This window comes from Nocardia exalbida NBRC 100660, from assembly GCF_000308575.1.
Lineage (GTDB): Bacteria > Actinomycetota > Actinomycetes > Mycobacteriales > Mycobacteriaceae > Nocardia > Nocardia exalbida.
In genome coordinates, this window is sequence record NZ_BAFZ01000046.1 from 1 (window position 1) to 26,917 (window position 26,917).

23 protein-coding genes and 1 pseudogene are annotated in these 26,917 nt (G+C 68.9%); 12 read left to right on the forward strand and 12 right to left on the reverse strand.

Annotation, left to right across the window (positions count from 1 at the left end; all coding sequences use genetic code 11):
* Positions 1–238 (reverse strand): annotated as a pseudogene (locus tag ON29_RS10245) (hypothetical protein); the annotation flags it as partial.
* A 318-nt stretch (positions 239–556) separates the two neighbouring features.
* Between ON29_RS10245 and dnaE the strand changes: the two are divergent.
* Complete coding sequence (dnaE, locus tag ON29_RS10250; RefSeq protein WP_040865974.1) at positions 557–4,105, forward strand: DNA polymerase III subunit alpha; 3,549 nt, start codon at positions 557–559, stop codon at positions 4,103–4,105.
* Positions 4,106–4,212: 107 nt separating this feature from the next.
* On the opposite strand, the gene ON29_RS10255 is transcribed toward dnaE, so the two are convergent.
* Positions 4,213–4,551: a hypothetical protein gene (locus ON29_RS10255; protein ID WP_040865975.1), complete on the reverse strand. Its 339-nt coding sequence runs from the start codon at positions 4,549–4,551 to the stop codon at positions 4,213–4,215.
* A gap of 288 nt (positions 4,552–4,839) precedes the next feature.
* On the opposite strand from ON29_RS10255, the gene ON29_RS10260 reads away from it, so the two are divergent.
* Together ON29_RS10260 and ON29_RS10265 are read left to right on the forward strand one after the other, a co-directional pair.
* A complete protein-coding gene (locus ON29_RS10260; RefSeq protein WP_083863343.1) occupies positions 4,840–5,730 on the forward strand; it encodes a helix-turn-helix domain-containing protein in 891 nt (296 codons plus the stop codon).
* On the forward strand, positions 5,727–5,933 hold the full coding sequence (locus ON29_RS10265; protein ID WP_040865976.1) for a DUF397 domain-containing protein: 207 nt from the start codon (positions 5,727–5,729) through the stop codon (positions 5,931–5,933). The genes ON29_RS10260 and ON29_RS10265 overlap by 4 nt, the downstream gene beginning before the upstream one ends.
* A 78-nt stretch (positions 5,934–6,011) precedes the next feature.
* Here the strand turns inward: ON29_RS10265 and ON29_RS10270 are convergent, their stop codons facing one another.
* Together ON29_RS10270 and ON29_RS10275 are read right to left on the reverse strand one after the other, a co-directional pair.
* Entirely contained in the window at positions 6,012–7,211 is a 1,200-nt protein-coding gene (locus ON29_RS10270) for a Cmx/CmrA family chloramphenicol efflux MFS transporter (protein WP_040865977.1), read from the reverse strand.
* Between the two features lie 72 nt (positions 7,212–7,283).
* The gene (locus ON29_RS10275) at positions 7,284–7,856 is read right to left on the reverse strand and encodes a TetR/AcrR family transcriptional regulator (protein WP_040865978.1); all 573 of its coding nucleotides are present in this window, start codon (positions 7,854–7,856) and stop codon (positions 7,284–7,286) included.
* Positions 7,857–8,014: 158 nt separating this feature from the next.
* Between ON29_RS10275 and ON29_RS10280 the strand changes: the two genes are divergently transcribed.
* Entirely contained in the window at positions 8,015–8,407 is a 393-nt protein-coding gene (locus tag ON29_RS10280; protein WP_157172731.1) for a hypothetical protein, read from the forward strand.
* A 3-nt stretch (positions 8,408–8,410) separates the two neighbouring features.
* On the opposite strand, the gene ON29_RS10285 is transcribed toward ON29_RS10280, so the two are convergent.
* Positions 8,411–9,028 carry a class I SAM-dependent methyltransferase gene (locus tag ON29_RS10285; RefSeq protein WP_040865979.1) on the reverse strand — a complete coding sequence of 206 codons (618 nt, stop codon included), beginning with the start codon at positions 9,026–9,028 and terminating at the stop codon, positions 8,411–8,413.
* A gap of 583 nt (positions 9,029–9,611) precedes the next feature.
* Between ON29_RS10285 and treZ the strand changes: the two genes are divergently transcribed.
* Both treZ and ON29_RS10295 read left to right on the forward strand, forming a co-directional pair.
* A complete protein-coding gene (gene treZ, locus ON29_RS10290; protein ID WP_085994860.1) occupies positions 9,612–11,354 on the forward strand; it encodes a malto-oligosyltrehalose trehalohydrolase in 1,743 nt (580 codons plus the stop codon).
* Positions 11,355–11,463: 109 nt separating this feature from the next.
* Entirely contained in the window at positions 11,464–12,714 is a 1,251-nt protein-coding gene (locus tag ON29_RS10295; protein ID WP_040865980.1) for a serine hydrolase domain-containing protein, read from the forward strand.
* Positions 12,715–12,851: 137 nt separating this feature from the next.
* Here the strand turns inward: ON29_RS10295 and ilvA are convergent, their stop codons facing one another.
* Together ilvA and ON29_RS10305 are read right to left on the reverse strand one after the other, a co-directional pair.
* Positions 12,852–14,207 (reverse strand): threonine ammonia-lyase IlvA, encoded by a 1,356-nt coding sequence (ilvA, locus tag ON29_RS10300; RefSeq protein WP_040865981.1) that lies wholly within the window; start codon positions 14,205–14,207, stop codon positions 12,852–12,854.
* A 76-nt stretch (positions 14,208–14,283) separates the two neighbouring features.
* Complete coding sequence (locus ON29_RS10305) at positions 14,284–14,718, reverse strand: nitroreductase family deazaflavin-dependent oxidoreductase (RefSeq protein WP_040865982.1); 435 nt, start codon at positions 14,716–14,718, stop codon at positions 14,284–14,286.
* An 87-nt stretch (positions 14,719–14,805) separates the two neighbouring features.
* Here ON29_RS10305 and ON29_RS10310 point away from each other — a divergent pair, with 87 nt between their 5' ends.
* Together ON29_RS10310 and ON29_RS10315 are read left to right on the forward strand one after the other, a co-directional pair.
* Entirely contained in the window at positions 14,806–15,039 is a 234-nt protein-coding gene (locus ON29_RS10310) for a hypothetical protein (RefSeq protein WP_040865983.1), read from the forward strand.
* 93 nt (positions 15,040–15,132) lie between these two features.
* The gene (locus tag ON29_RS10315; RefSeq protein ID WP_083863344.1) at positions 15,133–16,347 is read left to right on the forward strand and encodes a T6SS phospholipase effector Tle1-like catalytic domain-containing protein; all 1,215 of its coding nucleotides are present in this window, start codon (positions 15,133–15,135) and stop codon (positions 16,345–16,347) included.
* Here the strand turns inward: ON29_RS10315 and treY are convergent.
* From treY to ON29_RS10330, 3 genes are all read right to left on the reverse strand, one after another.
* The gene (gene treY, locus ON29_RS10320) at positions 16,333–18,741 is read right to left on the reverse strand and encodes a malto-oligosyltrehalose synthase (RefSeq protein WP_051175064.1); all 2,409 of its coding nucleotides are present in this window, start codon (positions 18,739–18,741) and stop codon (positions 16,333–16,335) included. The two genes, ON29_RS10315 and treY, sit on opposite strands and share 15 nt — an antisense overlap.
* 35 nt (positions 18,742–18,776) lie before the next feature.
* On the reverse strand, positions 18,777–20,897 hold the full coding sequence (gene glgX / locus ON29_RS10325; RefSeq protein WP_040865984.1) for a glycogen debranching protein GlgX: 2,121 nt from the start codon (positions 20,895–20,897) through the stop codon (positions 18,777–18,779).
* 247 nt (positions 20,898–21,144) lie between these two features.
* On the reverse strand, positions 21,145–22,071 hold the full coding sequence (locus tag ON29_RS10330; RefSeq protein ID WP_040865985.1) for a bifunctional helix-turn-helix transcriptional regulator/GNAT family N-acetyltransferase: 927 nt from the start codon (positions 22,069–22,071) through the stop codon (positions 21,145–21,147).
* Between the two features lie 167 nt (positions 22,072–22,238).
* Here ON29_RS10330 and ON29_RS10335 point away from each other — a divergent pair, with 167 nt between their 5' ends.
* Complete coding sequence (locus tag ON29_RS10335; protein ID WP_040865986.1) at positions 22,239–23,519, forward strand: adenosylmethionine--8-amino-7-oxononanoate transaminase; 1,281 nt, start codon at positions 22,239–22,241, stop codon at positions 23,517–23,519.
* A 4-nt stretch (positions 23,520–23,523) separates the two neighbouring features.
* On the opposite strand, the gene ON29_RS10340 is transcribed toward ON29_RS10335, so the two are convergent.
* Positions 23,524–23,895, reverse strand: a complete 372-nt coding sequence (locus tag ON29_RS10340) for a cupin domain-containing protein (protein ID WP_040865987.1) — start codon at positions 23,893–23,895, stop codon at positions 23,524–23,526.
* 59 nt (positions 23,896–23,954) lie between these two features.
* On the opposite strand from ON29_RS10340, the gene ON29_RS10345 reads away from it, so the two are divergent.
* The gene (locus ON29_RS10345; protein ID WP_085994861.1) at positions 23,955–24,437 is read left to right on the forward strand and encodes a MarR family winged helix-turn-helix transcriptional regulator; all 483 of its coding nucleotides are present in this window, start codon (positions 23,955–23,957) and stop codon (positions 24,435–24,437) included.
* On the opposite strand, the gene ON29_RS10350 is transcribed toward ON29_RS10345, so the two are convergent.
* Entirely contained in the window at positions 24,424–24,798 is a 375-nt protein-coding gene (locus tag ON29_RS10350) for a hypothetical protein (RefSeq protein WP_051175061.1), read from the reverse strand. The genes ON29_RS10345 and ON29_RS10350 overlap by 14 nt on opposite strands.
* A gap of 72 nt (positions 24,799–24,870) precedes the next feature.
* On the opposite strand from ON29_RS10350, the gene ON29_RS10355 reads away from it, so the two are divergent.
* Positions 24,871–26,019 carry an 8-amino-7-oxononanoate synthase gene (locus ON29_RS10355; protein WP_040865988.1) on the forward strand — a complete coding sequence of 383 codons (1,149 nt, stop codon included), beginning with the start codon at positions 24,871–24,873 and terminating at the stop codon, positions 26,017–26,019.
* Positions 26,016–26,690 (forward strand): dethiobiotin synthase, encoded by a 675-nt coding sequence (gene bioD / locus ON29_RS10360; RefSeq protein ID WP_040865989.1) that lies wholly within the window; start codon positions 26,016–26,018, stop codon positions 26,688–26,690. Before ON29_RS10355 ends, bioD begins: the two co-directional genes overlap by 4 nt.
* The last annotated feature ends 227 nt before the right edge of the window (positions 26,691–26,917 follow it).

Genomic DNA, 26,917 nt, shown 5'->3' on the forward strand with positions numbered 1-26,917 from the left:
GCGTGACCGGCAGCGTGCACGGTCCGGCGCCGACCAGCGTCGCGCCGACGGTGAAGGCCGCCTGGTTGGGGTAGGCGTTGCCGTTGACCGACATCTCCACCTGACCCACGCACGGTCCCTGGGCCAGGGTGTACACAGTGGCGAACGCGGCGGGCGCGGCCGCGGCGGGCGCGGCCGTCGCGGCCAGTGCCGCCATCGCCGTAGCGGGGACCATCAAGAGCGCTGTCGTCGAATTCATCGACACCTCCACGATTTCGGGAAAATCCGGTCTGCCGTGCTGGCCCGTCCCCGAGAAGCGCCGGCATCGTCGTGGGGAGGGAAGCAGAGATTACCGCCGAGCCACGGCCGCCGTTCGGGTGTTCCCGAATTCGGCAAGACCCCGACACTCGCGGAAATCGGCCACTCACACGGCGAGTCCCCAGGACGCGCCGGTGATCTTCCCCACCGACACGCCGGACGCCCGAGTGGCGCCAGCGCGCCGGTCCGAAGCAGTCGGTGGGCACGCCTAGAATCGGTCCAGCCAACCCCCGTCGAGACCTTGGGAGGAAGGACCGTCTTGGCCGCCTCGTCCGGATCGTTCGTCCATCTGCACAACCACACCGAGTACTCCATGCTCGATGGTGCGGCCAAGATCTCGCCACTGTTCAGCGAGGCGAAACGGCTGGGGATGAACGCGGTCGGGATGACCGACCACGGCAACATGTACGGCGCCTCGGAGTTCTACAACTCGGCCAAGAAGCACGACATCAAGCCGATCATCGGGATCGAGGCCTACATCGCGCCCGCCTCCCGGTTCGACACCAAACGCGTGCAGTGGGGCGATCCGAGCCAGAAGGGCGACGACGTCTCCGGCTCGGGCGCCTACACGCACATGACCATGGTCGCCGAGAACGCGACCGGCCTGCGCAACCTGTTCAAACTGTCCTCGCTGGCCTCCATCGAGGGTCAGCTCGGCAAGTGGGCGCGCATGGACGCGGAGATCATCGCCCAGTACGCCGAAGGCATCATCGCGACGACCGGCTGCCCCTCCGGCGAGGTGCAGACCCGCCTGCGCCTCGGGCACGAACGCGAGGCGCTCGAGGCCGCGGCCAAGTGGCAGGAGATCTTCGGCAAGGAGAATTTCTTCCTCGAGATCATGGACCACGGCCTGTCCATCGAGCGCCGGGTCCGCGAGGGTTTGCTGAACGTCGGCAAGCAGCTGGGCATCCCGGCGCTGGCCACGAACGACTGCCACTACGTCACCAAGGACCAGTCCGCCAACCACGAGGCGCTGCTGTGCGTGCAGACCGGCAAGACGCTGTCGGATCCCACGCGGTTCAAGTTCGACGGTGACGGCTACTACCTGAAGTCCGCCGAGGAGATGCGCGCGCTGTGGGACGCCGAGGTGCCCGGCGCGTGTGACAACACGGTGCTGATCGGCGAGCGGGTCCAGTCCTACGACGACGTGTGGGCCTTCAAGGACCGCATGCCGATCTTCCCGGTGCCCGAGGGCGAGGACCAGGATTCCTGGCTGCGCAAAGAGGTCGACCGCGGCTTGGCGCGCCGGTTCCCGGACGGCGTGCCCGACGAGTACTACACCCGCGCCTACTTCGAACTGGACGTCATCAAGCAGAAGGGTTTCCCCGCCTACTTCCTCGTCGTCGGCGACCTCGTCAAGCACGCGCGTGAGGTCGGCATCCGGGTCGGCCCCGGCCGTGGTTCGGCGGCCGGTTCGCTGGTGGCCTACGCGCTCGGCATCACCAATATCGACCCGCTGCCGCACGGCCTGCTGTTCGAGCGGTTCCTCAACCCGGAGCGCCCGTCCGCGCCCGATATCGATATCGACTTCGACGATCGCCGTCGCGGTGAGATGGTCCGCTACGCGACCGAGAAGTGGGGCACCGACCGGGTCGCCCAGGTGATCACCTTCGGCACGATCAAAACCAAAGCCGCGATCAAGGACTCCGCGCGTGTCCAGTTCGGCCAGCCCGGCTTCGCCATCGCCGACCAGATCTCCAAGGCGCTGCCGCCGCCGATCATGGCCAAGGACATCCCGCTGTCGGGCATCATGGACCCCGATCACGAGCGGTACAAAGAGGCCGCCGAGGTCCGCGAACTCATCGGCAACAACCCTGACGTGGCCAAGATCTACGAGACCGCGCGCGGACTCGAGGGCCTGATCCGCAACGCCGGTGTGCACGCCTGCGCGGTGATCATGTCCTCCGAACCGTTGATGGACGCCATCCCGGTGTGGAAGCGGCCCCAGGACGGGGCGATCATCACCGGCTGGGACTACCCGTCCTGCGAGGCCATCGGCCTGCTGAAGATGGACTTCCTCGGTCTGCGCAACCTCACCGTCATCGGTGACGCGCTGGACAACATCAAGGCCAACCGCGGCATCGACCTGGACATGGACAACCTGCCGCTGGACGACCCCGCGACCTACGAATTGCTCTCGCGCGGCGACACGCTCGGCGTCTTCCAGCTCGACGGCGGTCCCATGCGCGACCTGCTGCGCCGCATGCAGCCCACCGGCTTCAACGACATCGTCGCCGTGCTCGCGCTCTACCGCCCCGGCCCGATGGGCATGAACGCGCACAACGACTACGCCGACCGCAAGAACGGGCGGCAGCCGATCAAGCCGATCCACCCCGAGCTGGAAGAACCACTCGAGGACATCCTCGCCGAGACCTATGGCCTGATCGTCTACCAAGAGCAGATCATGTTCATCGCGCAGAAGGTCGCCTCCTACTCGATGGGCAAGGCCGACGCGCTGCGCAAGGCCATGGGTAAGAAGAAACTCGAGGTGCTCGAGGCCGAGTACAAGGGCTTCCACGAGGGCATGACCACGAACGGCTTCTCCGAGGCCGCGGTGAAGGCGCTGTGGGACACCATCCTTCCGTTCGCCGGCTACGCGTTCAACAAGTCGCACGCCGCGGGCTACGGCCTGGTCTCGTTCTGGACCGCCTACCTCAAGGCCAACTACCCGGCCGAGTACATGGCGGGCCTGCTCACCTCCGTGGGCGACGACAAGGACAAGGCCGCGGTCTATCTCTCCGACTGCCGCCGCCTCGGCATCACCGTGCTTCCGCCGGACGTCAACGAGTCCGAGCAGAACTTCGCCTCCGTCGGCAAGGACATCCGGTTCGGTCTCGGCGCGGTGCGCAACGTCGGCGCGAACGTCGTCTCCTCGATCATCCAGGCGCGCAAGGAGAAATCGAAGTTCACCGATTTCTCCGACTACCTGAACAAGATCGACGCCATCGCCGCGAGCAAGAAGGTCACCGAATCGCTGATCAAGGCAGGCGGTTTCGACTCCCTCGGGCATCCGCGCAAGGGCCTGATGCTGATCCACTCCGATGCCATCGACGCCGTGATGGCGACCAAGAAGGCCGAGGCGATCGGTCAATTCGACCTGTTCGGCGGCCTGGACGCGGACGAGTCGGTGACCTCGGTGTTCAACGTGAAGGTCCCCGACGAGGAGTGGGAGTCCAAGCACCGGCTCGCACTGGAGCGGGAGATGCTCGGCCTGTACGTCTCCGGGCATCCGCTCAACGGCGTCGAGCACGTGCTCGCGGCGCAGGCCGACACGCAGATCCCCGCCATCCTGGAGGGCGACATCAAGGACGGCACCCAGGTGACCGTCGGCGGAATTCTGGCCTCGGTGAACCGGCGTATCAACAAGAACGGCCTGGCCTGGGCCTCCGCGCAGCTGGAAGACCTCACCGGTGGCATCGAGGTGCTGTTCTTCCCGCAGTCGTACTCGGTGTACGGGATGGACGTCGTGGAGGACGCCGTGGTGCTGGTCAAGGCACGCGTCTCGGTCCGCGACGACCGGATCTCGCTGATCGCCAACGATCTCGCCGTGCCCGACCTGTCCGCGGTCGGCGTCGCGAAGCCGCTCGCGGTCACCGTCACCACCCGGATGTGCACGCCGGACAAGATCGGTGAACTCAAGCGGGTCTTGTCCAGGCACCCCGGTACGTCGGACGTGCATATCCGGCACGTCGGCGCCCGAGACAAGACCACGCTGCTGAAACTCGACGAACGTCTGCGAGTCTCACCGTCCTCGGCACTGATGGGCGATCTGAAGGCGTTGCTCGGGCCGGGCTGTCTTACTGCGTGAGCATGCGGTCACGGGTATGAGCGTGATGCGGCCGATCTTCCGGTCCGTCCGACCATCGCCGCCGCGAAGCCCGGAGCCGGAGACTTCCCAACTCCGGGGCTTCCGGTTCATCGCCGCGAAGGCGCCATCGACATGCCCACGATGATTCCGGTGTGGCCCTTGTGGTACCAGCCGTAGGGGTGCCCGACGAGCAATCCGCATCGCTGCACGATTTCGGGGGCTCTGAAGTCGATGTGCGCCAACGAGTATGTGATCAGTACTTGGTACCCAAGGCCGACCACTTCCTTGAGCGTCCACGGGATCGGGTCGGCTCTGTCGGCGATGATTGTCCGGCTCACATCGAGCCCGTAGGCCGAAGCGAGTCGGCCGCAGTGAAGTTCCTGTACGTCCCTGGTCTCTACCCCGCCGAACAGATCGGCTCGCAGAAAAATGACCGCCGTGGGCATTTCGCGCTCCTGGCCTAGTCTTGGTACGCGCCCGGTGCAGGGTCCGGCGAGATGACCGTCTCCGAGATACCGGACCATCGCCGCTTGGCTCTCCGGGCCTCCAGGCGATGTCCCCCAGGGCTATGGGGGCTGGCCTGCGCCGGGCGCTTCCTCAGTAGACGTGAGCCGCACGGGCATTCGCAGGGCTATCGTGGTAGATCTGCGGTGGAATTGCCACCATTTCACGACAAGGCATTCCACCGTGGGGCATGCCATATTTCATGCATCCAGTCAGCAAGGGGGAACGAAATGACCGCAGGATCTACCTTGCCTAGGCGAGCTTTGGGCCGCCAACTGCGAGAGCTGCGGGAACGCAACGACATCTCGCAAAACGCCGCTGCGCGGATCATCGAGACGTCGCCTCAGACGTATGGCCGCTTGGAGGACGGCAAGGTCACCAAGACCACGGATCTGATCATCAACGCCCTAGCCAATGCATTCAACGCCAGTGACGAGGAACGCAGACTACTGCTGGACCTCGCCCAGGAAATCCGAGAGGCCCCAACGTCCAAGGGCGGCTTGTGGCGAGCCCATGCGGACGTGATTCCGAAAGCTTTCAATCACTATCTGGCGTTGGAAGAGGCCGCGCGTCGCATCGTCACGTGGCAAACGATCCTGATACCGGGGCTGTTGCAGACCCGCGAGTACCGTCGTGCTCTTGTGTGGGCTGAGCGTCCGAACGTGCCGTCGGAGGAGGTCGAGCGTGTGCTGGACTTCGTGATGAGGCGGCAAGAGCTGTTGAACGACGGCGATTTTCATTTCGAGGCAATCCTCTCTGAGGCCGTCTTGCGCTATCTGGTGGGTGGCCCGGGGATCACCTCGGATCAGTTCAGGCATCTAGTCGAGTTGTCCGAGATGCCGAATGTCTCGCTGCGTATCGTGCCGTTCAATGCCCAGACCCCGGTTGCGTATATCCCTCGGTCGCCGTTCGTCATGTTCGACTTTCCGCCGCTGCCTACGTCGAGGCAGGTGGAGCCGCCGGTCGTGTACATCGAGGGTTACGTGGGGGATCTCTATCTGGAGCGCGACGTCGAAGTGGCTCAGTACGCCGACGTCATCCGAAGGCTGGCGCAGGTAGCGTTACCCGAAGCAGCATCTAGAGATTTGGTGCTGGCGAGCATGAAGGAGCTGATGAAATGATCGACCTGTCCGGTGCCCGCTGGTTCAAGAGCACTCGAAGTGGGGGAGCCAAGGATTGTGTGGAAGTCGCGTTCCTCGACCGGGGCATGGTCGGCGTGCGGGACTCCAAGAACCCCAGCGGTCCGGCGTTGATCATCGCGCCCGGCGAGTGGGATGCCTTCGCCGCTGGCATCCGTGACGGCGAGTTCGACCTCCCGGGCTGAACTAGATCCCAACGCACAGCAGCGGCCCCGCACCGGTCTGCGCATAGTCGGGGCGGGGCCGCTGTCTGTGTGGAGGACCTACCCGACCATGTCGGCCAATGCCGGGGCGGGTGTGTCGCTCACGTCCCGCACTGCTTGTTTGCGGTGCAGGGCGTGGCTGCCCGCGACGGCGGCGAGTGCGGCGATGCCGAGGACCACGCCGATCCAGGCGACCGCGTCGTAGCCGAGGCCCGCGCCGATCGCGAGTCCACCGAGCCACGGGCCTGCGGTGATGCCGACGTTGAACGAGGAGATGTTGGTGGCTCCCGCGAGGGTGGGCGCGTCGCCCGCGAGGGTGAAGACGCGGCTGTTCAGGGTCGGGTTGATGCCGAACCCGAAGGCTCCCAACAGGAATGACGACAGCACGACGGGCGCGGGGTGTTCCATCGTGAGGGCGAGCAGCGCCGAGGTGAGTACGCCGCCGGTGATGCCGACGTACAGGCTGGTGAGCGGGCGAGTGTCGGCGGTGCGCCCACCAAGGGCAATGCCGAGGAAAGCGCCGAGTCCGTAGACGCCGAGCACCGCCGGAATCCAGCCGTCCGCCATGCCGGTGGTGCGCGACAGCAGAGCGCCGAGGTAGGCGAAGGTGACCATCAGGGCGGCGATGGACAGCGCGGTGGTGGCGTAGGACAGCCACAGCGCGGGACGCATCATCGTGCGCAGTTCGGTGCGCACTCGCAGCGGCGCGTCGGTGCGTCCGCCGGGGATCTTCGCCAGCACGCCGATCCCGGCCGCCGCCGACAGCAGCGCCACTGCCCAGAACGCCGCCCGCCAACCCAGTTGCTGCCCGATCACGGTGCCCGCTGGGAGCCCGATGATGATGGCCAGGGTGAGCCCGCCCGCGACGATGCTCATCGCCTTGCCGCGCGCGGTGGCGGGCACCAGCCCGATCGCCGTCGTCGCCGCGACCGCCCAGAATCCGGCGTAGACGAACGCGCCGACCACCCGCGTCGCGAACAGCACCCAGTAGTCCGAGGTCAGTGCCCCGACCGCGTGGCTGCCGACGAACACCGCGAGAAAGGCGAGCAGTGCGGTGCGCCGCGACCAGCGCAGCGTCGCCACGGCCAGCACCGGCGCGCCCACCAGCATGCCCAGGGCGAACCCGGAGATGAGCAGGCCCGCGCGCGGCACGGAGACGCCCAGGTCCGCGGCCATCTCGGTGAGCAGGCCCGCGAGCATCAGCTCCGAGGTGCCCTGGGCGAAGATCGACAGACCCAGGACGTAGATCGCCACGGGCATCGGTACCTCCTTGTATTGTACTGATCTATTCAAAATGAGGGCGCGGCGAAACCGTCGCCAGGGATGGGAGGTTCAGAGCGCGTCGAGGGCGGTGATCGCGATGGCGGCCAGTGTCTCGCGATCCGCGCCGCCGCGCGCGGCCACTCGCATGCCGCCGATGGTGGCGATCACGAAATGGGCCAGGGCGGATGGGGTCTTGTCCGGCGCGATCTCGCCCGCGCGTCTGGCCGTTTCGAACGCGTCGGTCAGCACGGCGAGCCGTCGCTCCTGGTCGGCGGCGAGTACGGCGGCCAGTTCGGGGTCGCGCGGGGCCAGCTCGATCGTCGAATTGACCACGAGACAGCCGAGTGGGTCCTCCTCGGGGGCCTCGACGATTTGCCAGAGCAATGCGCGGATCTTCGCGCGCACTTCCGTCCGGCTGTCGAGCAGGTCGAATGTCGCGGCGTTCTTGGTCGTCATGTAGCGGCGCAGGGCGCGCTCGAACAGGTCGCGTTTGCTGGTGAAGGTGTTGTAGATGCTGCTGCGGCCCAGTCCGGTCGCGGCGCACAGGTCTTCGGTGGAGGTCGCTTCGTACCCCGTGCGCCAGAACGCGTGCATCGCGGCGTCCAGCGCGCGGTCCTCGTCGAACAACCTGGGACGTGGCATGGGTTCACGCTAGCACGGTTTTGAACAGAGCGTTACAATATCGTCCGGGCAGCGCTCCGACCTGTGGTGTTCCGATGTCCAAGCGGCTGTTAAGCATTCGATTGGCGGGTTGGCGGACAGTTCTGGGCAAGTCGTCCACTCCAGGAAAGAGGATCGTCATGCAAGCCATACTCCGGATGTTCGTACTCGGTGTCACCGTGCTCGCGGCCGCGTTCGCCGTCGCGGCGGTCGGTGCGGGCGCCGCGAACGCGGGGTCGGTGTACGAGATCGAATTCGCGCCGGGGAGCGACCACGCGTCGATCGACGGCGCGGTGGTTCGCGGCGACGCCGACACCTACGCGTTCGAGGCGCGGGCGGGGCAGACACTGATCACGGAACTCACCTCGGTCGAGGGCAACGCCCGGTTCAGCACCACCGCTCCCGACGGGAGCGTCCTGTGCCTCGAGGAGACCTGGAGCCGGATCACCCTGCCGCGCAGCGGCTACTACACCATCTCGGTGGAGCCGAGTCGCGGCAACGCGACCTACACCTTGTCGGTCCGCATCGTCTGATCGTCAGGGCGACACCGCGACACCGAGCGTCTGGGCGACCAGGAAGCGGGGAGCGTGCTCCCCGTAGAACGACTCGGCGTCGCGGATCTCGAAACCGGCGTCTGTCACCAGGCCGCGAATATCGCGATTCAGGTGGCAGCCGCCGAACAGTCGTTTCTGGACCGGGTTCAGCCGGTTCTGCCACGCCCGCACCTTCTCGTCCGGCGCCAGCCCGTGTTCGACGAAATGCAGGGTTCCGCCGGGGACGAGCACCCGGCGCACCTCGGCGAGCGCGGCGGCGATGTCGGGAATGGTGCACATCGTCCAGGTCGACAGCGCGCAATCGAAGGTGTCGTCCGGGAAGGGCAGCGCCTGCCCGTCCAGACCGGCCCGCTCGATCGGCACGGTGGCGGCGGTGACGCGGTCGCTCGCCAGCCGCCAGCCCAGATCGGCGGGCTCGACCGCACGCACCGACGCGACCGTCGCCGGGTAGAACGGCACGTTCAGTCCCGAACCGAAACCGACTTCCACGACCTGCCCGTGCAGATCGGCGCAGGCCCGCTCGCGCAGCGGATCCAGGTCCCGCATCCCGCAGGCCAGGTTGACGATCCGGGGAACCACGTGCTCCGCATAGACACCCACACCTCCACTCTTGCAGGCATCGCCCGTCCGGGCCAGGGCCCTACGGCCACAAACCGGTGGGCGCCCCGCGCGTGGCCCGGTCAGCGTGGTTGCGCGGACCGAGTGAAGCGACTTCAGCTGGTTGGCAGACAAGCCGGGACCGCACATGCCGCTGTGGTCGAGGGCGGTGACCGTGTCGGTGGTCGTGCGCGCTGTTGTGCCGAGGGTCGGTGTTCGCGGTGCTGTGCGCTGTGGTGCCCGGTTCGGTGTTGGTGGTGGTTGCGCGCCGCTGCGCCCGGGGCCGGTGTCCGTGTTGACGGTCGTGCGCGCTGTTGTGTGGGAGGCCGAGTACACGTTGGTGGTCGCGTGCGCTGTTGGGCCTGGGTCGGTGTTCGTGTTGGTGGTCGCGTGCGCTGTTGGGCCTGGGTCGGTGTTCGTGTTGGTGGTCGCGTGCGCCGTTGTGCCCGGGGCGGTGCTCGTGTTGGTGGTCGCGTGCGCCGTTGTGCCCGGGGCGGTGCTCGTATCCGGTGGCTGTGCGCGCTGCTGCGCCCGAGGTCGGTGTCCGTATCCGGCGGGCCGGGTGTGCCCGTGCGATGCTGGCGCGGTGACTTTGTTCGAGGTGTGGGCGCCGCGGCCGGAGGCGGTGCGATTGGATCTGGAGGGTGTCGTCCACTCGATGACTCGGTCGCCGGACGGGTGGTGGCGCACCGATATTCCGGCCGCGAGCGGAGCCAGGTACGGCTTCCTGCTCGATGACGACCCGACCGTGCTGCCCGATCCCCGCTCGCCGCGCCAGCCCGACGGGGTGCACGCCCGCTCGGCGCTGCACACCCTCGATCCAGCGGGGTGGACGGACGCGGACTGGACCGGGCGGCCGCACGCCGGGGCGGTCTACTACGAACTGCACATCGGAACGTTCACCCCCGAAGGCACCTTCGACGCGGCGATCGACCGGCTGGACCACCTCGTCGGGTTGGGCGTCACCGTGGTCGAAGTGATGCCGGTGAACGCCTTCGACGGCACGCACAACTGGGGCTACGACGGCGTGCTCTGGTACGCGGTGCAGGAGAGCTACGGCGGGCCCGACGGCCTCCAGCGCTTCGTCAACGCCTGCCATCTCCGGGGGCTGGCGGTCTGCCTGGACGTCGTCTACAACCATCTCGGCCCGTCCGGCAACTACCTGCCGCGCTTCGCGCCCTACCTGACCGAGGGCCGCAACACCTGGGGGCAGAGTCTCAACCTCGACGGCCCGCAGTCCGACCACGTGCGCGGATACATCCTCGACAACGCGGTGCGCTGGTTGCGCGATTTCCACATCGACGCGCTGCGGGTGGACGCGGTGCACGCCCTGGTCGACCGCACGGCCACCCACCTGCTGGCCGAGCTGTCGGTCGCCGTCGAGCGGCTGGCCACCCACGTGCGCAGGCCGCTGACGCTGATCGCGGAGAGCGATCTCAACGACCCGAAGCTGATCACCCCGCGTGCGGCAGGCGGCTACGGTCTGACCGCGCAGTGGAACGACGACCTGCACCACGCCGTGCACACCGCCGTCTCCGGTGAGCGGCAGGGCTATTACGCCGACTTCGGCTCGCTGCGCTGCCTGGCCCGCGCCCTGAAGCACGGGTTCTTCCACGCCGCAACGTATTCCAGCTTCCGGGGCCGCACGCACGGCAGGCCGATCGATCGCGGCCTGATCCCGGGCAGCGCCCTGCTGGCCTACACCTGCGACCACGATCAGATCGGCAACCGGGCGCTCGGTGACCGCCCCAGCGCCTACCTGACCGACGGCCAGCTCGCGATCAAAGCCGCCCTCGTCCTGTGCGGCCCGTTCACGCCGATGCTGTTCATGGGGGAGGAGTGGGGGGCGCGCACGCCGTTCCAGTTCTTCACCTCGCACACCGACCCAGAAATCGCCGCCGCCACCGCATCCGGGCGCAAGAAGGAGTTCGCCGCACACGGCTGGCCCGCAGGCGAGGTGCCCGACCCGCAGGAGGTGAAGACGTTCCTGCGCTCCAAGCTGGACTGGACCGAAGCCGACGAGCCGGAGCACGCCCGGCTGCTGTCCTGCTATCGCGCCTTGCTCGCCCTGCGCCGCGACCGGCCGGAGCTCAGTGACCCCTGGCTGACCCACGTTTCGGTGGACTACGACGAGGCCGCGCGATGGATCGTCGTGCGCCGGGGCACGCTGGCCCTGATGTGCAACCTCGGCGAGGATCAGGTCGCGATCCCGATCGCGGGCCTCCCGCTGCTGTCCTGGGAATCCCCGACGATCGGCCCTTCCGCCACAACCGTTCCCGGCCACTCCTTCACCCTGCTGGAAACCGCGCTGCCCGGCCCGCGCCGATAGCGTGGAATCCCAGCTCCGGGCCGCCTTTCGGGCAGTTTCGGATAACGGGCGGGCCACTGTCCGAGACGGGTACTTTGCCGGAATCGTCCCATGCCATTACCGTGGAGAGATGAGCAACGTCGCTTCCGGGGACCTCGCGGTTCTTCCCCCGGGGATGGGTGGCAGCGCCGCCGCCGAATTCGCACCGTTCGTGCGTGCTTTCGCACGGGCGTTCGGCACTCGCCGGGGTGCGGGCGCGGCGTTCACGCTGCACCGGCACGGAGAGCCGCTGATCGACATCTGGATCGGTTCCGCTGGTGACGCTCGGTGGACCAGAGACACCGGCACGATCATCTTCTCGGCCACCAAGGGGATCGCCGCCACCGTCGTGCATCGTCTCGCCGACCGCGGGTTGCTCGACTATTCCGCCCCCGTCGCGGAGTACTGGCCGGAATTCGGCGCCAACGGCAAGCGCAAGATCACCGTCCGCCAGCTGCTCACCCACCGGGCGGGACTGTCGGCGCTGGCCCCGCTCGCCACCGGCGGACTGGCCGACGTGCTGGATCACGAGCTGATGGAGCAGCGCCTGGCCGCGGCGAAGCCCGACCGCCTGCTCGGCGTGCCCACCTACCACGCGCTCACCTTCGGCTGGCTGGTCGGCGGCCTGGCCCGCGCGATCACCGGCACGAGCCTGGCCCAGCTGTTCCAAACCGAGGTCGCCGAGCCGCTCGGGATCGATGGGCTGCATCTGGGCAAGCCACCGGCCGGTGCGGCGATCACCTACGCGCCGCTGGCGGGCACCCAGCTGAGCATGCTCGGAAGGCCGCTTGGTGCCGCGGTTCTCGGCCGTAGCCACCGGATTCCCGGCGCGCTCGGTGCCGCCACCCGCTGCCTGTTCCTGCCCGGTCTGGAAGCCATTCTCGAGGGCGCGAGCCCGCCGATCCTGGAGACCGAACTCGGCGCGGGCAACGGTGTGTGCACCGCGCCCGCGCTGGCCACGATGTACGGCGCGCTCGCGGGCGACGGCACCGTGGCGGGCGGCAGGTACCTCGGCCGCCGCACCATCAAGGCGCTGCGCCGGGTCGAGACCTATCAGCCCGACCGCGCGCTGTTCTACCTGCCGATGATGTGGCGGCTGGGCTACCACTCGCTGCCGGCACCGGGCGCCCACGCCGGGTTCGGGCACATCGGCCTCGGCGGTTCCTTCGGCTGGGCCGAACCCCGGCTGGGCCTGTCGGTCGGCTTCGTGCACAACCGGTTGTCCGCCGCGCAGCTCAGCTACGACCAGACGGCGGCATTCTGGCTGTTGCCGCTCATGATGAACTGCCTGCGCGCTTCCCGCCGCCGGATACCGGCGGTGGAAACGCCCAAGGCGGCCTGACCCGGCGGCGGTCCGGCTGAGGTGGGGTCGACCCGCAGCGGATGGGGCTCAGGTGGGGTCGACCCGCCGAGGATGTGGCTCGGGTCGACCCCCCGGACATCCCGCTCGGGTCGGCCTGGAACCGCCGGACAATTCGCTCAGGTCAGGTAGCGGTAGGCCGGAGAATCGGGCTCGAGGCGCTCGCACTGGATCGGGGAATGGTGCATCCGCTCCAGCAGCGGCCCCAGGCCGTCCGGGGCGCCGAGTTCGATGCCGACCAGCGCCGCGCCCGTCTCCCGGTTGTTGCGTTTGACGTACTCGAACAGGGTGATGTCGTCCTCGGGGCCGAGCACCTCGTTGAGGAAACGGCGCAGCGCGCCGGGTTCCTGCGGGAAATCCACCAGGAAGTAGTGCTTGAGGCCGCTGTGCACCAGCGAGCGCTCGATGATCTCGCCGTACCGGGACACGTCGTTGTTGCCACCGGACACCAGGCACACCACCGTCGACCCGGGCTCCACGCTGATCTCCGCCAGCGCCGTCGTGGTGAGCGCGCCGGCGGGCTCGGCGATGATGCCCTCGTTCTGGTACAGATCGAGCATGGTCGTGCAGATCGCGCCCTCGTCGACCTGCATCATCTGGAAAGCGCCCGCGCCCCTGGGCGATTCGGTGACGGTCAGCAGCGGCAGCGAGGCGTGCGAGACCACGCGCCCGCCGAATCCGGCCACCGCGGCATACGGCACGGAGCCGACCCTGCGCACCGCGGCGCCGTCCACGAAGGGGTCGATCTCGGGCAGCGTCACCGGACCTCCCGCCACCAGGGCCGCCGTCATCGAGGCCGCGCCCGCGGGCTCCACGCCCAGGATGGCGGTGCGCGGGGAACGCGCCCGCAGGTAGGTGCCGATACCGGCCAGGCAGCCGCCGCCGCCCACCGGCACGATCACCAGGTCCGGCGTTGCGTCCAATTGCTCCAGGATCTCCGCGGCGATGGTGCCCTGACCGGCGGCGGTGCGCGCGTCGTCGAACGGCGGCACCATGGTCGCGCCGGTGCGCTCCACGTCGGCGGCGGCGGCCGCGGCGGCGGCGTCGTAGGTCTCGCCGACCGCGATCAGCTCGACGAACTCGCCGCCGTGCACCCGGATGCGGTCGCGCTTCTGCTTCGGTGTCGTGGTCGGGACGTAGATGCGGCCCTTGATCCCCATCGTCTGACAGGCGAACGCAACGCCTTGGGCGTGGTTGCCCGCGCTGGCCGCGACCACGCCCGCGGCGCGTTCGGCCTCGGTCAGCTGGATCACCAGGTTGTAGGCGCCGCGCAGCTTGTAGGAGCGGACCGCGCTGAGATCTTCGCGTTTCAGATAGACGGTCGCCCCGGTGAGCTTGGACAGCCGCTCGCTGTGCTGGAGCGGGGTCGGATCGATGACGTCGGCAATTCGCTTGGCGGCAGCATCGATCTCGTCCGCGGTGAGCGCGGGGCGAGAAGCGGACAATGCGTCGAGGACATCAAGCGGATTGGACACCCCAATCATGGTGCCACCCGTCGCGCCGGTGAGCTGCGGCGGGTGGCCGTGACACGCTGGCTACCTGCGTAGGAAACTACCTGGGCGTGAGGACGAAGACGGGGATCTGACGGTCGGTCTTGGTCTGGTAGTCCGCATAGTCCGGCCACACCTCGACGGCGCGCTCCCACCACTGCGCCTTCTCGTCGCCGAAGACCTCGCGGGCGGTGTAGTCCTTCTTGACCGCGCCGTCGCGCAACTCCACGTGCGGTTCGGCCTTGATGTTGTGGTACCAGACGGGGTGCTTCGGCGAGCCGCCCAAGGAGGCGACCACGGCGTACTCGCCATTGTGCTCGACTCGCATCAGCGGCGTCTTGCGCAGCTTGCCGCTCTTCGCGCCCTTGGTGGTGAGCAGGATGATGGGCTTGCCCTGCAAGGTCGCGCCCTCGGTGCCGCCGGAGTTCTCGTACTTCTCGGCTTGCTCGCGGGCCCAGTCGGATGTGCTCGGTTCGTATTCACCTGTCAGTGGCATATCTGCCGCAACACCGCGGCGAATCGGTGTGTTCCCTGCGACAAAAGTTCGCTGGCCCGAACTTCTTTTTCCGACTACCCTGAGGAGATGGCGGTCGTTCACTCTTCGGCGCGCGCTACCACGATCGACATCGCCGGTAGCGCGTGGCCGGCCTACAAGCTCGACGCACTCGTCGTCGGGCTGGCGACCTGCCTCGTCCTGGTCCTGATCACGGGCTCGCCGCAGATCGCGGTGCTGGCGGCGGCAGCGCTCGCGGCGGCGCGGTGGCTGATCGGCATGGCGCTCGCGGGTCTGGGCGAGCGGCCCGGCGACGCGCCGTAGCGCCCCCCGCATTAACGCTTTCCCGTCTCACGCGATGAATTCGAGTAGTGGAATACGCGGGTTTCGGTGGGACGGCAGCGGGAGGATCAGCGCATGAAACGTCTCGTTGTATGTTGCGACGGCACCTGGAAGGCCGAATCGAGCAGCACGGTGTCGAACATCGTCAAGATCGCGCAGACGATCCGCTTCGACGCGCCGGGCCCGGCGGGGGAGACGATCCAGCAGTGGGTCACCTACGTCTCCGGCCCGGGCGCCCGCGGTTTCCTCAGCGATCGCCTTCTGGGCGGCGCCTTCGGACTCGGACTCGAGGCGAACCTGTCGTCCGCCTACTGGCATCTCGCCCTGAACTGGGAAAAGGGCGACGAGATCTACATCTTCGGCTTCAGCCGCGGCGCCTTCACGGCGCGCAGCCTGGCCGGTCTGATCAGCCGGATCGGGATCATGACCCCGGAAGCGATGATCGCGGGCAAGTACCCGGACGCCTTGCGCATCTATCGGCAGCGCCCGCCGGTGCCGACACCCGAGGACCCGGATCCGGCCGAGCCGGAGGAATGGCAGGAGTTCCGCCGGAAGAATTGCAGGAGAGCGAAGATCGACTTCCTCGGCGTGTTCGACACCGTCGGCGCGCTGGGCGTCCCCGGCGTCACCTCGCTGCGGCACCGCTTCCACGACGTCAAGCTCTCCCGCCACGTGCACTGCGCCCGCCAGGCGCTGGCCATCGATGAACGGCGGCGCAACTTCGAACCGTCCCTGTGGGAGGTGCCGGTCGAACCGACCGTGAAGTACCGGCGCGGTTTCGAGCGGGTCAAGCAGGTGTGGTTCCCCGGCGTGCACACCGATATCGGCGGCGGCTACGCCGAATGCGGCCTGTCCGACGCGACGTTGCAGTGGATGGTCCGGGAGGCGGAGTCGGTCGGGCTGGCCTTCGACCGGGATCGGCTGGACGCGCTGTCCAAGCGCTGCGACACCACCAAGGGCGACCACATGCGGCTGCACGATTCGCTGAGCATCGGTTACCGCGTCCTGAATCTGGTGCGCACCCTGCGCAATCCGCGCAGCCGCCGCTTCCACTGGGATTCCTGGCGGCGGATCGCCACGCCCACCGATCAGGGCGTCCGGCTGTCGGTCAGCACGCAGGACGCGCTGGACTACCAGCCCGCGAATCTGCGCCGCTGGCGCGAAGAGCTGGGCGGCGTGATCCCGGAGAAGACCTTCGAGCAGGTGCGCGGCGACTTCGCGAAGGAACTCGAGCGGGTTCCCGCGGTGCCCGACGCGCCGCCCCCGCTCGAGCTCTCAGCGCACCAGTAGCGCGACGGGCAGCCTGCCGAACATCTTCTCCAGCCTGGCCCGGCCCTGGAAGGTGTGGCCGGTCAACCGGTCGGTCCAGCTGCCGGCGGGGAGGTCGAGGAACGTATCGCCCCACCCGGTCTCGGCCAGGCTCACGCTGTGCCGGGTGGCGGCGACGATGACCTCGGGCGGCTCACCGGTGCGGCCGCGGGCGTAGGACACCACCTTGGCCGCGTGGTCGCCGGTGGCGAACAGCGGCCGGTAGGTGCCGCCGACGAAGCAATCGGGACGTTCGCGGCGCAACCACAGCGCGTAGGCGACGATCCACATCTTCGCCGCGCCGGTGGTGTCCAGCGCCGGTGTGCCGGTGAGCGACTGGAGCATGCCCGCGCGGGCGGCGAAGTCCACCGGCCTGCGGTTGTCCGGGTCGACCAGGGAGTCCTCCCACAGCTCACAGCCCTGGTAGACGTCCGGTATGCCCGGTCCGCACAGTTGCAGCAGTTTCTGCGACAGCGAGTCCGACCAGGCGTGCGGGGCCAGCTCGTGCACCAGGTCACCGAGTTCGGAGCCCACCGGCCCGTCGATCACCACGTCCAGCCACGCGTGCACGGCGGACTCGAACTCGGCGTCCGGCTCCTCCCAGGAGGTCTTGGTGTTCGCCTCCCTGATCGCTTTCTCGGCGAACGCGTGCAGGCGTTCGCGCAGGCCGGGCACCGAGGCGGCGGGTCTGCCGTCCGCGGGCCACACCCCGAACATGTTCTGTAGCAGGAACAGTGCCGTCGCGCCGTCCGGCGCCGGAGCGGTCTCCAGCCAGGCGTCGACATTGCGCGCCCAGGTCTCCGCGGCCTGGGACAGGACGCCGATACGGGCGCGCACGTCCTCGCCGCGTTTGGTGTCGTGCGTGGACAGTGTGGTCAAGGTCGCGGGCCACAGCTGCGCGCGCTGGCTGTTGGACAGGTGGAACTCGTTGAGCGAGTGACCGAAACGTGCCGGGTTGCCGCCGACCTCCTGCAACGAGACCAGCCGCGCGGCCTGATAGAACATGGTGTCCTCGACCGCCTTCGCGGTCACCGCGCCGCAGACCTGGCTGAAGCGCACCGCCGCGGCCCCGTCGGCGGCCAGCGCCGCGACCAGGACGGCCAGCGGCGCGGTGAGCTCGCTGTTGCGCTTCTCCACCTCGGCGATCACCGCGTCCGCCATTCCGGCCAGCGGCGCGTAGTCGGCCCGGTACACCGGCATGAACGCCAGCACCTCGATGGTGGCGTTGGTCAGCGCCATGGTGTCGAAGCTCTCGGCGTTCGCATCCTGTTTGATGGCGGCGACCAGCCGCCGGATCTCCGGCGTCAGAATGGTTTCCGCGACCGCCCGCTTGATCCGGTGCTCGGTCTCGCCGATCCAGGCCCGGTCGCTGCCGTGCCCGGCGACCCGGCGCGAGAGTTCGGTGAGCGCGTGTTCCCCGCGCGGATCGATCAGCACGCCGCCGAAATCGGCCAGCGCCTCGTAGCCGGTGGTGCCGTCGATCGGCAGCGTCGCGTCCAACGGCTCGCGGTTGGCCAGGATCTTCTCCACCAGCAGCAACCGGTGCGGGCCGATCAGCCTGCGCAGCCGGGTCAGATAGCCTGCCGGATCGGCCAGACCGTCCGGGTGGTCGATGCGCACGCCGTCGATCAGGTCGTGTTCGCACCACGCGGCGAGTTCCCGGTGGGTGACCTCGAAGACCTCGGCGTTCTCCTGCCGGATCGCGGCCAGGCTGCTGACCGCGAAGAACCGCCGGTAGGTGCACAGCCCGGCCTTCCAGCTCACCAGGCGGTAGTGCTGCTTGTCGTGGATGCGCAGGGCGTTGTCGCCGTCGGTGCCCGGCGCGATCGGGAAACGCAGATCGTGCAGCGCGAGCATGGGTTCGGCGCCGGAGCGGTCCACGGTCAAGGCGGCCGGATCGTTCTCGCTCTGCAACACCGGCAGCGCCAGTCGTCCGCCCGCGCCGTTGCCGGGGCTCCAGTCGATGTCGAAGTACGGCGCGAACCTGGACTCTTGCCCGTTCCGCAGGACGTCCCACCACCAGGCGTTCTGTCGCGGATCGGCCACGCCGACGTGATTGGGCACCAAGTCCACGATCAGTCCCATGCCGCGGCTGCGCACCTCGTCGGCGAGGGCCTTGAGCCCGGTCGGCCCGCCCAGGGCGGCGGAGACCGTGGTCGGGTCGGTGACGTCGTAGCCGTGCGTCGAGCCGTGCGTGGCGGTCAGGATCGGTGAGAGGTAGAGGTGCGAAATGCCCAGCTGCTGGAGGTATTCCGCGATGGTGCGCGCTTCGGCGAAGGTCAGTGCGTCCGGCCGTAGCTGGAGCCGGTAGGCGCTGCGGATCGTCGTCTGGCGGGCGGGCTTGCGTCGCAGCGATACCGGGTCGGTCACGTGCATCTCGGTGGAATCGGGTGGGTTCATCGGCATTCTGGTCAGGAGGCCTGGCGGAGGACGAGGAGACAGCGAGCTTCGACGGTGACGGTCGCGCCACCGGGGTACCCGGCGTCGGCCAGGCCGGTCGGCGTCGAGCAATCCAGTGCCACCGACCATTCCCCGCCGTCGCCGGTGCGAGGTAGCACGAAGTCGATAGCCTCGTCGTGGGCGTTGAAACACAGCAGGAACGAGTCATCGGTGATCCGTTCGCCGCGGGGGCCGGGCTCGGGAATCGCCTCGCCGTTGAGGTAGACCGCCAGCGACTTGCCGAATCCGCTGTCCCAGTCCGCTTCGGTCATCTCCTCGCCGGAGGGGGTGAGCCAGGCGATGTCGCGGGCGCCGCCCGCCGAACGGGTCGGGCCGCCCGCCAGGAAGCGGCGGCGCCGGAAGACCGGGTGCTCGGTGCGCAACGCGATCACCGCACGGGTGAATTCGAGCAGCTCGGCGTTCTTCTCCCGCAGCGACCAGTCCATCCAGGCCAGCGGCGAGTCCTGGCAGTAGACGTTGTTGTTCCCCTGCTGGGTACGTCCCATCTCGTCGCCGTGCGCGAGCATCGGCACACCCTGGCTGAGCATCAGCGTCGCGAGCAGGTTGCGGCTCTGCCTGGCGCGCAGGGCGAGGATGTCCGGATCGTCGGTCGGCCCTTCGGCGCCGCAGTTCCACGAGCGGTTCCAGCTCTCGCCGTCCCGGTTGTCCTCGCCGTTGGCCTCGTTGTGTTTCTCGTTGTAGGACACCAGGTCGTGCAATGTGAATCCGTCGTGCGCGGTGACGAAATTGATGCTCGCGCTCGGCCTGCGGCCGGTGGCCTCGTAGAGGTCCGAGGAGCCGGTGAGCCGAGAGGCGAACTCGCCCAGCGTCGCCGGTTCGCCGCGCCAGTAGTCGCGCACGGTGTCGCGGAACTTGCCGTTCCATTCCGTCCACAGGCCGGGAAAATTGCCGACCTGGTAGCCGCCCTCGCCGACATCCCACGGTTCGGCGATGAGCTTGACCTGGCTCACCACCGGATCCTGCTGCACCAGGTCGAAGAAGGTCGAGAGCCGGTCCACATCGTGCAACTCCCGCGCCAGCGTCGCGGCCAGGTCGAAGCGGAAGCCGTCGACGTGCATCTCCAGGACCCAGTAGCGCAGCGAGTCCATGATCAGCTGCAAGGTGTGCGGGTGGCGCACGTTGAGGCTGTTGCCGGTGCCGGTGTAATCCATGTAGTGCGAGGGATCGTCGTCGACCAGGCGGTAATAGGCGGCGTTATCGATGCCGCGGAAGCCGATCGTCGGGCCGCGATGGTTGCCCTCGGCGGTGTGGTTGTAGACCACGTCGAGAATCACCTCGATGCCCTCGGCGTGCAGTGCGCGCACCATCGCCTTGAACTCGGTGACCGCCGACCCGGCGCGGTCCATCGCCGCGTACCCGTTGTGCGGCGCGAGGTAGCCGAAGCTGTTGTAGCCCCAGTAATTGCGCAGTCCCTGGTCCAGCAGCACGCGGTCGTGCAGGAACTGGTGCACCGGCATCAGCTCGATCGCGGTGACGCCCAACCCCTTCAAGTGATCCACGATCGCGGGGTGCGCGATGCCCGAGTAGCTGCCGCGCAATTCCTCGGGCACGTCGGGATGGGTCATCGTCATGCCTTTGACGTGCGCCTCGTAGATCACGGTCTCGTGGTAGGGGCGGTTGGGCGCGCGGTCGGCTCCCCAGTCGAAGTACGGGTTGATCACCACGCCGGTCATGGTGTGGCCGAGCGAGTCCAGTCCGTAGGTGTAGAGCGAGGGGTCGCCGTCGAAATCGCCGTCGAACGCCTTGCCGTACGGATCGAGCAGCAACTTGCTCGGGTCGCAGCGCAAGCCGCGCTCGGGGTCGTAGGGGCCGTGCACCCGGAATCCGTAGCGCTGACCGGGATCGATCGCGGGAAGGTAGGCATGCCAGACATAGCCGTCGACCTCGTCGAGCGCGATCCGCGTCTCGGCGCCGTCCCCGTCGATCAGACAGAGTTCGACCGCGTCGGCAACCTCCGAGAACACCGAGAAATTGGTGCCCGCGCCGTCGTAGGTGGCCCCGAGGGGATAGGCGGTGCCGGGCCAGACACCCAGTGGGGTCGCGTCGCCGGGCGCTGCGTCGGGCTGAGCCATGGCAACGACAGTAGCGCCAGCGGGGCATTCCGCAGTGCGGGTGGTTCCGGACGACCGGATCAGGGGAGGTCGAAGGCGTTTTCCGGCCAGCGGCGGCGGTAGCCGGGAAGTACCGCGACGCGCGCGAGACCGCCGGGTGCGGCCCGTTGCGGAAGGCCGGACACGGCCGGGTAACCGTCCTGGTAGCCCCACAAGCGGGTCGGGCCGTGCGCTCGCGAGAGGGTACGGCCCGCGCGGCGCGGGCGCGTCAGTCCCCGGGCGTGAGCGCCCGCCGCCAGGTCTGGCCGACCAGGTCGTGACCCCAGCTGTGATGCGGGGTCTGGTCGACGAGCTCGAAGCCCGCCCGTTGGTAGACGCGCCGCGCCGCGGTGAGCACGTCGTTGGTCCACAGCACGATCTCGCGGTACCCCGCCGCGGTGGCGAAGCGCAGGCACTCGCCGACGAGCGCCGAACCGACGCCGAGGCCGCGGGCGGTGGGCTCCACCAGGAGCAATCGCAGCCGCGCGGTGCTGTCGTCCTCGCGAACGCAGAAGACGCTGCCCACCGGGTGACCGTCCGCTTCCGCGATCCAGGCGCGCTCGCGCCGCTCGTCGCGGGAAGCCAGGTAATCGGCCACGATGCGCACGATCAGTTCCTCGTAGGTCGCGTCCCAGCCGTATTCGTTCGCGTAGAGCTCCGCATGGCGCTGGATGACCCAGCCGTAGTCGCCGGAGCGCGGGGCTCGCAGCGAGAAGGCGGGCGCGGCGGCGGGCCGGTCCAGAATCCGCTGGATGGTTCGCATCGCCGTGATCAGCCGGGTCCGATTCGCTCGCGGCTGCCCGTCGAGCAGCGCGCCGACTTCGTCGCTGGAGCGTTGATCGAGCGTCGCGAAGACCTCCCTGCCCCGGTCGGTGAGCCGCACCTCCTGGCGGCGGCCGTCGGTGCCGGAGCGATTGCGCCGCACGAGACCGGACTGTTCGAACCGGGCCAGGATGCGGCTGAGGTAGCCGGCGTCGAGGTCGAGCGCGCGCCGCAGCGCGACCACTTCGGTCGCGTCGGATGCCGCCAGTTCGAACAGGATCCGCGCCTCGGTCAGCGAGTACCGGCTGTCGTGCAGTCCCTCGCCCAGTACGCCGATCACCCGGGTGTAGTGGCGGTTGAACTCGCGGACGGCGGCGATGTCGGCGGCGGTCACGTCGGCTCCAATCCTTGACTGAGTCAAAGAATATCGCGGGGCGGCTCGCCCGGTCGGGAAACGGCCGGACTCCGCCGACCTGCCTGAGGGAGCCGACCGGCTCGGGTGCTAACTTGAACGGCGTTCAAGCCGCCCCGGACGGCCGGGGCCGTGACGCGAGGATTCCTGTGGCACTGACCCCCGACGAGATCACCGCACTCGACGCCGAACACGTCTGGCATCCCTACGGTGGTTTCCCCGCGACGACCGAACCGCTGGTGGTGACCGCCGCCGCGGGCACCAGGCTGACCTTGGCCGACGGCCGCGAGGTGGTCGACGGCATGAGTTCCTGGTGGGCCGCCATCCACGGTTACCGGCATCCGGTGCTCGACGCCGCGCTGGTCGGCCAGTCGCGGCGGATGAGTCACGTGATGTTCGGCGGGCTCACCCACGAGCCCGCGGCCCGGCTGGCCGAACTGCTGGTCGAATCGACACCGGCCGGGCTGGACAAAGTGTTCCTGTGCGACTCCGGCTCGGTGTCGGTCGAGGTCGCCGTGAAGATGTGCCTGCAGTACTGGCGCTCGCTGGGCAAGCCGGAGAAACGGCGGCTGCTCACCTGGCGCGGCGGGTACCACGGCGACACGTTCACGCCGATGAGCGTGTGCGACCCCGAGGGCGGCATGCACTCGCTGTGGACCGACATCCTGGTGAACCAGGTGTTCGCGCCGGTGCCGCCGAGCGAGTACCGGCCGGAGTACGCGGCGGAACTGGAGCGCCTGATCGCGGCGCACGCGGGCGAACTCGCGGCGGTCGTCGTGGAGCCGCTCGTCCAGGGTGCGGGCGGGATGCGCTGGCACGACCCCGGCTATCTCACCGACCTGCGCAGGCTGTGCGACGAACACGGAGTGCTGCTGGTCTTCGACGAGATCGCGACCGGATTCGGCCGCACCGGAACGCTGTTCGCGGCCGACGTGGCAGGCGTGAGCCCGGATGTGATGTGCGTCGGCAAAGCGCTGACCGGCGGCTATCTCACCCTGGCCGCCGCGCTGTGCACCACGCGGATCGCCGAGACGATCAGCGCGGCGCACGGCGGGCTCATGCACGGTCCCACGTTCATGGGTAACCCGCTGGCCTGCGCGGTCGCCGTCGCGTCGATCGAGTTGCTGCGCTCGCGCGACTGGCGCGGCGAGGTGGCCCGGATCGAGGCGGAGCTGACGGCGGGCCTGGCTCCGGTGCGCGGCCTGCCCGGTGTGGTGGAGGCGCGGGTGCTCGGCGCGATCGGCGTGATCGAGCTGGACCGTCCGGTGGACATGCGCGCCGCGACCGACGCCGCGGTGGCCGCCGGGGTGTGGCTGCGTCCTTTCCGCAACCTGGTGTACGCCATGCCGCCGTTCATCAGCACCTCCGGCGACATCGCGACGATCACCGCCGGGATGCGCGCCGCGGTGGCCGCGCAGACCGCTCGGTGACCGGTCAGGCGATCCACGGTGGGACGATCGTGCCGTCGCCCTCCGGTGTTCCGGCCCGGGCGCCCGCCGGTGCGGTGACGATGGCGGTGAAGCCGTGCCCGGTGCGCACCTGCCGCAGGACGTTCGCCGGGAGGATCACCGTATCGCCCTCGGCGGCAGTGAGTTCGGTGCCGTCGAGCGCGATGTCGACGCGTCCGGCGAGGACGGTCCAGATCTGTTCGGCGTCGATGAAGTGCAGTGGTCCGGCCGTGTCCGCGGGGACATCGACCCGCCACAGCGCGAGCCCGGAGCCGCCCTGGGTGGGGGAGGCGAGTGTGGTCATGACGCCGCTCGGGGTTTCGGTGCGGCGGGTGTCGGAGTGTCGGATGACGGTCATCGGGCTACCACCTAAAATAGACAACATGGTTGTCCATATAGTCAACGAGGTTGTCCATCATGTCAAGTGACGCGGGTGGCTACGAGTTGCCGCTGCGCATGCTGCTCGGCTTCCGCGCCGTGGTCGACGAGGTGCACGCCGAACTGGCCGAGCACGGGCATGCCGAGTTACGGCCGATGCACGGCTTCGTCTTCCAGGCGGTCGGCCGCGCGGGCGGACCCTACGGTTGCACGGCCGCGGATCTCGGGCGCGCGCTCGGCGTCTCGAAACAAGCCGCGGGCAAGCACATCGAGACGCTCGAGCGGCTGGGCTACCTGCGCCGTGGGCACGATCCGACCGACGCGCGCCGCAAGGTCTACACGCTGACCGAACGCGCCGAGGACGTCTTGACCCGATCGGCGCGCGCCTTCGACCGGATCCACGACCGCTGGGCGAACCTGCTCGGCGCGCACCGGCTGGCCGAGTTGGAACGCGATCTGCGCTTGCTGACGCCCGGCGAGGTGTTCCGGCTCGATACGCCGAATTGGTTCACCGGTCCGTGAACCGGTCGTGCGGGGTGCCGGGGATCTCCGGACGATCGCTGTCCGACACCATCTCCCACACCCGGAAGATGCAGTGGTAATCGTCCGACCAGCCACGAACCATCAGCAAGTAGGTGTCGCCGTCGCGCAGGACGATGCGGCGACCGCGCAGTTTGGGATGTTCGGGGGTGTAGGTGGGCAGCACGCCGGCCAGCTTCGCCAATGCCTGCGCGCGCGTGCCGACCACTTCGGTGAGAATCCGGGGTGACCAGCGCTTCTGCTCCCCCGAGCCCGTTGTTTCCTCGACGACTATCGCCCACCGCGGCATCCGGCCGTTTTCCTCCCCGGTGAAACTTCGCCACCGCAGGCCGGTGACAACCACCAACGTTGGCTCAACGGTACCAGCGGGCGGTGGGCGGGCGGCCTGAACAGTGTTCAAGTATGCTGCGGAGCTGTGACTACCGATCCGCTGAGCTGGTTGGACGAACGCGCGTCCGCGCGCGTGGCCGCGGGATTGCGCCGCGAGCTGCGCCCGCGCGCCGCACAGGCGCCGTCGATCGATCTCGCCTCCAACGACTACCTGGGCCTGGTCCGCCGCCCCGAGGTGATCGAAGGCGCCATCGAGGCGGTGCGCCGCTGGGGCGCGGGGGCGACCGGGTCGCGCCTGGTCACCGGCACCACCGCGGAGCACGAACTGCTGGAGACGGAGCTGGCCGAATTCGTCGGCGCCGAAGCGGGACTCGTGTTCGCCTCCGGTTACGCGGCCAACCTGGGCGCGGTCACCGCGCTCGCCGGGCGCGGCTCGCTCGTGATCTCCGACGCCGGTAGTCACGCCTCGCTGGTGGACGCGTGCAGGCTGTCTCGTGCCCGGGTGGAGATCGCGCCGCATCGCGACGTCGCGGCGGTGGACCGGCTGCTGTCGGAACGCACCGAGGAACGCGCGCTGGTCCTCACCGATTCGGTGTTCAGCGCCGACGGCGATCTCGCCCCACTGACCGAACTGCACCGGGTGACCAGGGCCAACGCGGCGGTGCTCGTGGTGGACGAGGCGCACGGCCTCGGCGTGCGCGGTGCTGGCGGGCGCGGGCTGGTGCACGAGTGCGGGCTGGCCGGTGCGCCGGACCTGGTGATCACCGCCACGCTGTCGAAATCCCTTGCCGCGCAGGGCGGTGTGGTGCTGGCCAGTGCGCGGGTGCGTGCCCACCTCATCGATGCCGCGCGCACGTTCATCTTCGATACCGGTCTCGCGCCCGCCGCCGTCGGCGCCGCGCGGGCCGCGCTGCGCCTGCTGCGCACCGAACCGGCGCTGGCCGGTCGGGTGCTGGACCGCGCCGCCGACATCGCCCGGATCGCCGGGGTGCCTACGCCGCCGTCGGCGGTGGTGTCGGTAGTGCTCGGCCCGGCGCAGGTGGCTTTCGACGCCGCTCAGGCCTGCCGGGCGCGCGGGCTCGACGTGGGTTGCTTTCGTCCGCCGACGGTTCCGGAAGGCACGTCGCGACTGCGCCTGACCGCGCGCGCGAACCTCACCGCGGCCGAACTCGACGCCATCGCGGCGGTGCTCGGCGAGGTGCTGGCCGAGGCGCGAGAGGCGGTGCCCGCGTGACCGTCCTGCTGATCACCGGAACCTCCACCGACGTCGGCAAGACCGTCGTCACCGCGGCCGTCGCCGCCGTGGCGCGGGCAAGCGGTCGTTCGGTGGCGGTGTGCAAGCCGGGCCAGACCGGTGTCGCGGCAGGCGAACCGGGTGACCTCGCGGAGATCGAGCGGCTGTCGGGCGTCACCAGGACGGTCGAACTCGCCCGCTACCCCGACCCGCTGGCACCCGACACTGCCGCCCGCCGCGCCGGGCTGCCCGAGCTGACGCTCGCCGACACCGCCGCCGCCGTCGACTCCCTGGCGGACGCCGACCTGGTTCTGGTCGAGGGCGCGGGCGGGCTGCTGGTGCGCCTGGGCGATTTCACCTTGCTCGACCTCGCCCAGAAACTCGGCGCACCCGTTCTGCTGGTCACCGCCGCCGGGCTGGGCACGCTCAACCACACCGAACTGACCACCCGCGCACTGCAATCGGCGGGCGTGCGGTGCGCGGGCCTGGTGATCGGCTCCTGGCCCGCCGAACCGGACCTCGCCGCCGAGTGCAACCGCACCGATCTGCCCCGCGTCACCGGCGTCGATCTGGTGGGCTCGGTACCGGAAGGCGCGGGCGGCTGGCAGCGCGCGCGATTCACCGCCGCCGCCGCGGGGTGGTTCGATCCCGCCTGGTCGCCTTTCCGCTGACGAGCCGGGCCGGTCGGTGACATACCCACGACGAACCCACCCGCACCGGCAAGACCACCGCGCACGGTCGTTTCGCACGGCTGGTCCCGCACGAACAGTGAGGCAGATCATCTCGTGCGAACCCGTCGACCCTGCGGCGACCGGTGAGCAAAACCATCACCTGCTCGCCGCACGAGCCTGGGAGGCGGCACCGATGTCGAAGTCAGTCACACCGCTGTTGCCGGAAG

Bases quoted from the DNA above. Each gene is read 5' to 3' on its own strand.
- ON29_RS10255 (WP_040865975.1), bottom strand. From the start codon at position 4,551: ATGCCCACGGCGGTCATTTTTCTGCGAGCCGATCTGTTCGGCGGGGTA.
- ON29_RS10260 (WP_083863343.1), top strand. From the start codon at position 4,840: ATGACCGCAGGATCTACCTTGCCTAGGCGAGCTTTGGGCCGCCAACTG.
- ON29_RS10265 (WP_040865976.1), top strand. From the start codon at position 5,727: ATGATCGACCTGTCCGGTGCCCGCTGGTTCAAGAGCACTCGAAGTGGG.
- ON29_RS10270 (WP_040865977.1), bottom strand. From the start codon at position 7,211: ATGCCCGTGGCGATCTACGTCCTGGGTCTGTCGATCTTCGCCCAGGGC.
- ON29_RS10275 (WP_040865978.1), bottom strand. From the start codon at position 7,856: ATGCCACGTCCCAGGTTGTTCGACGAGGACCGCGCGCTGGACGCCGCG.
- ON29_RS10280 (WP_157172731.1), top strand. From the start codon at position 8,015: ATGCAAGCCATACTCCGGATGTTCGTACTCGGTGTCACCGTGCTCGCG.
- ON29_RS10295 (WP_040865980.1), top strand. From the start codon at position 11,464: ATGAGCAACGTCGCTTCCGGGGACCTCGCGGTTCTTCCCCCGGGGATG.
- ON29_RS10305 (WP_040865982.1), bottom strand. From the start codon at position 14,718: ATGCCACTGACAGGTGAATACGAACCGAGCACATCCGACTGGGCCCGC.
- ON29_RS10310 (WP_040865983.1), top strand. From the start codon at position 14,806: ATGGCGGTCGTTCACTCTTCGGCGCGCGCTACCACGATCGACATCGCC.
- ON29_RS10315 (WP_083863344.1), top strand. From the start codon at position 15,133: ATGAAACGTCTCGTTGTATGTTGCGACGGCACCTGGAAGGCCGAATCG.
- treY (WP_051175064.1), bottom strand. From the start codon at position 18,741: ATGCACGTGACCGACCCGGTATCGCTGCGACGCAAGCCCGCCCGCCAG.
- glgX (WP_040865984.1), bottom strand. From the start codon at position 20,897: ATGGCTCAGCCCGACGCAGCGCCCGGCGACGCGACCCCACTGGGTGTC.
- ON29_RS10340 (WP_040865987.1), bottom strand. From the start codon at position 23,895: ATGACCGTCATCCGACACTCCGACACCCGCCGCACCGAAACCCCGAGC.
- ON29_RS10345 (WP_085994861.1), top strand. From the start codon at position 23,955: ATGTCAAGTGACGCGGGTGGCTACGAGTTGCCGCTGCGCATGCTGCTC.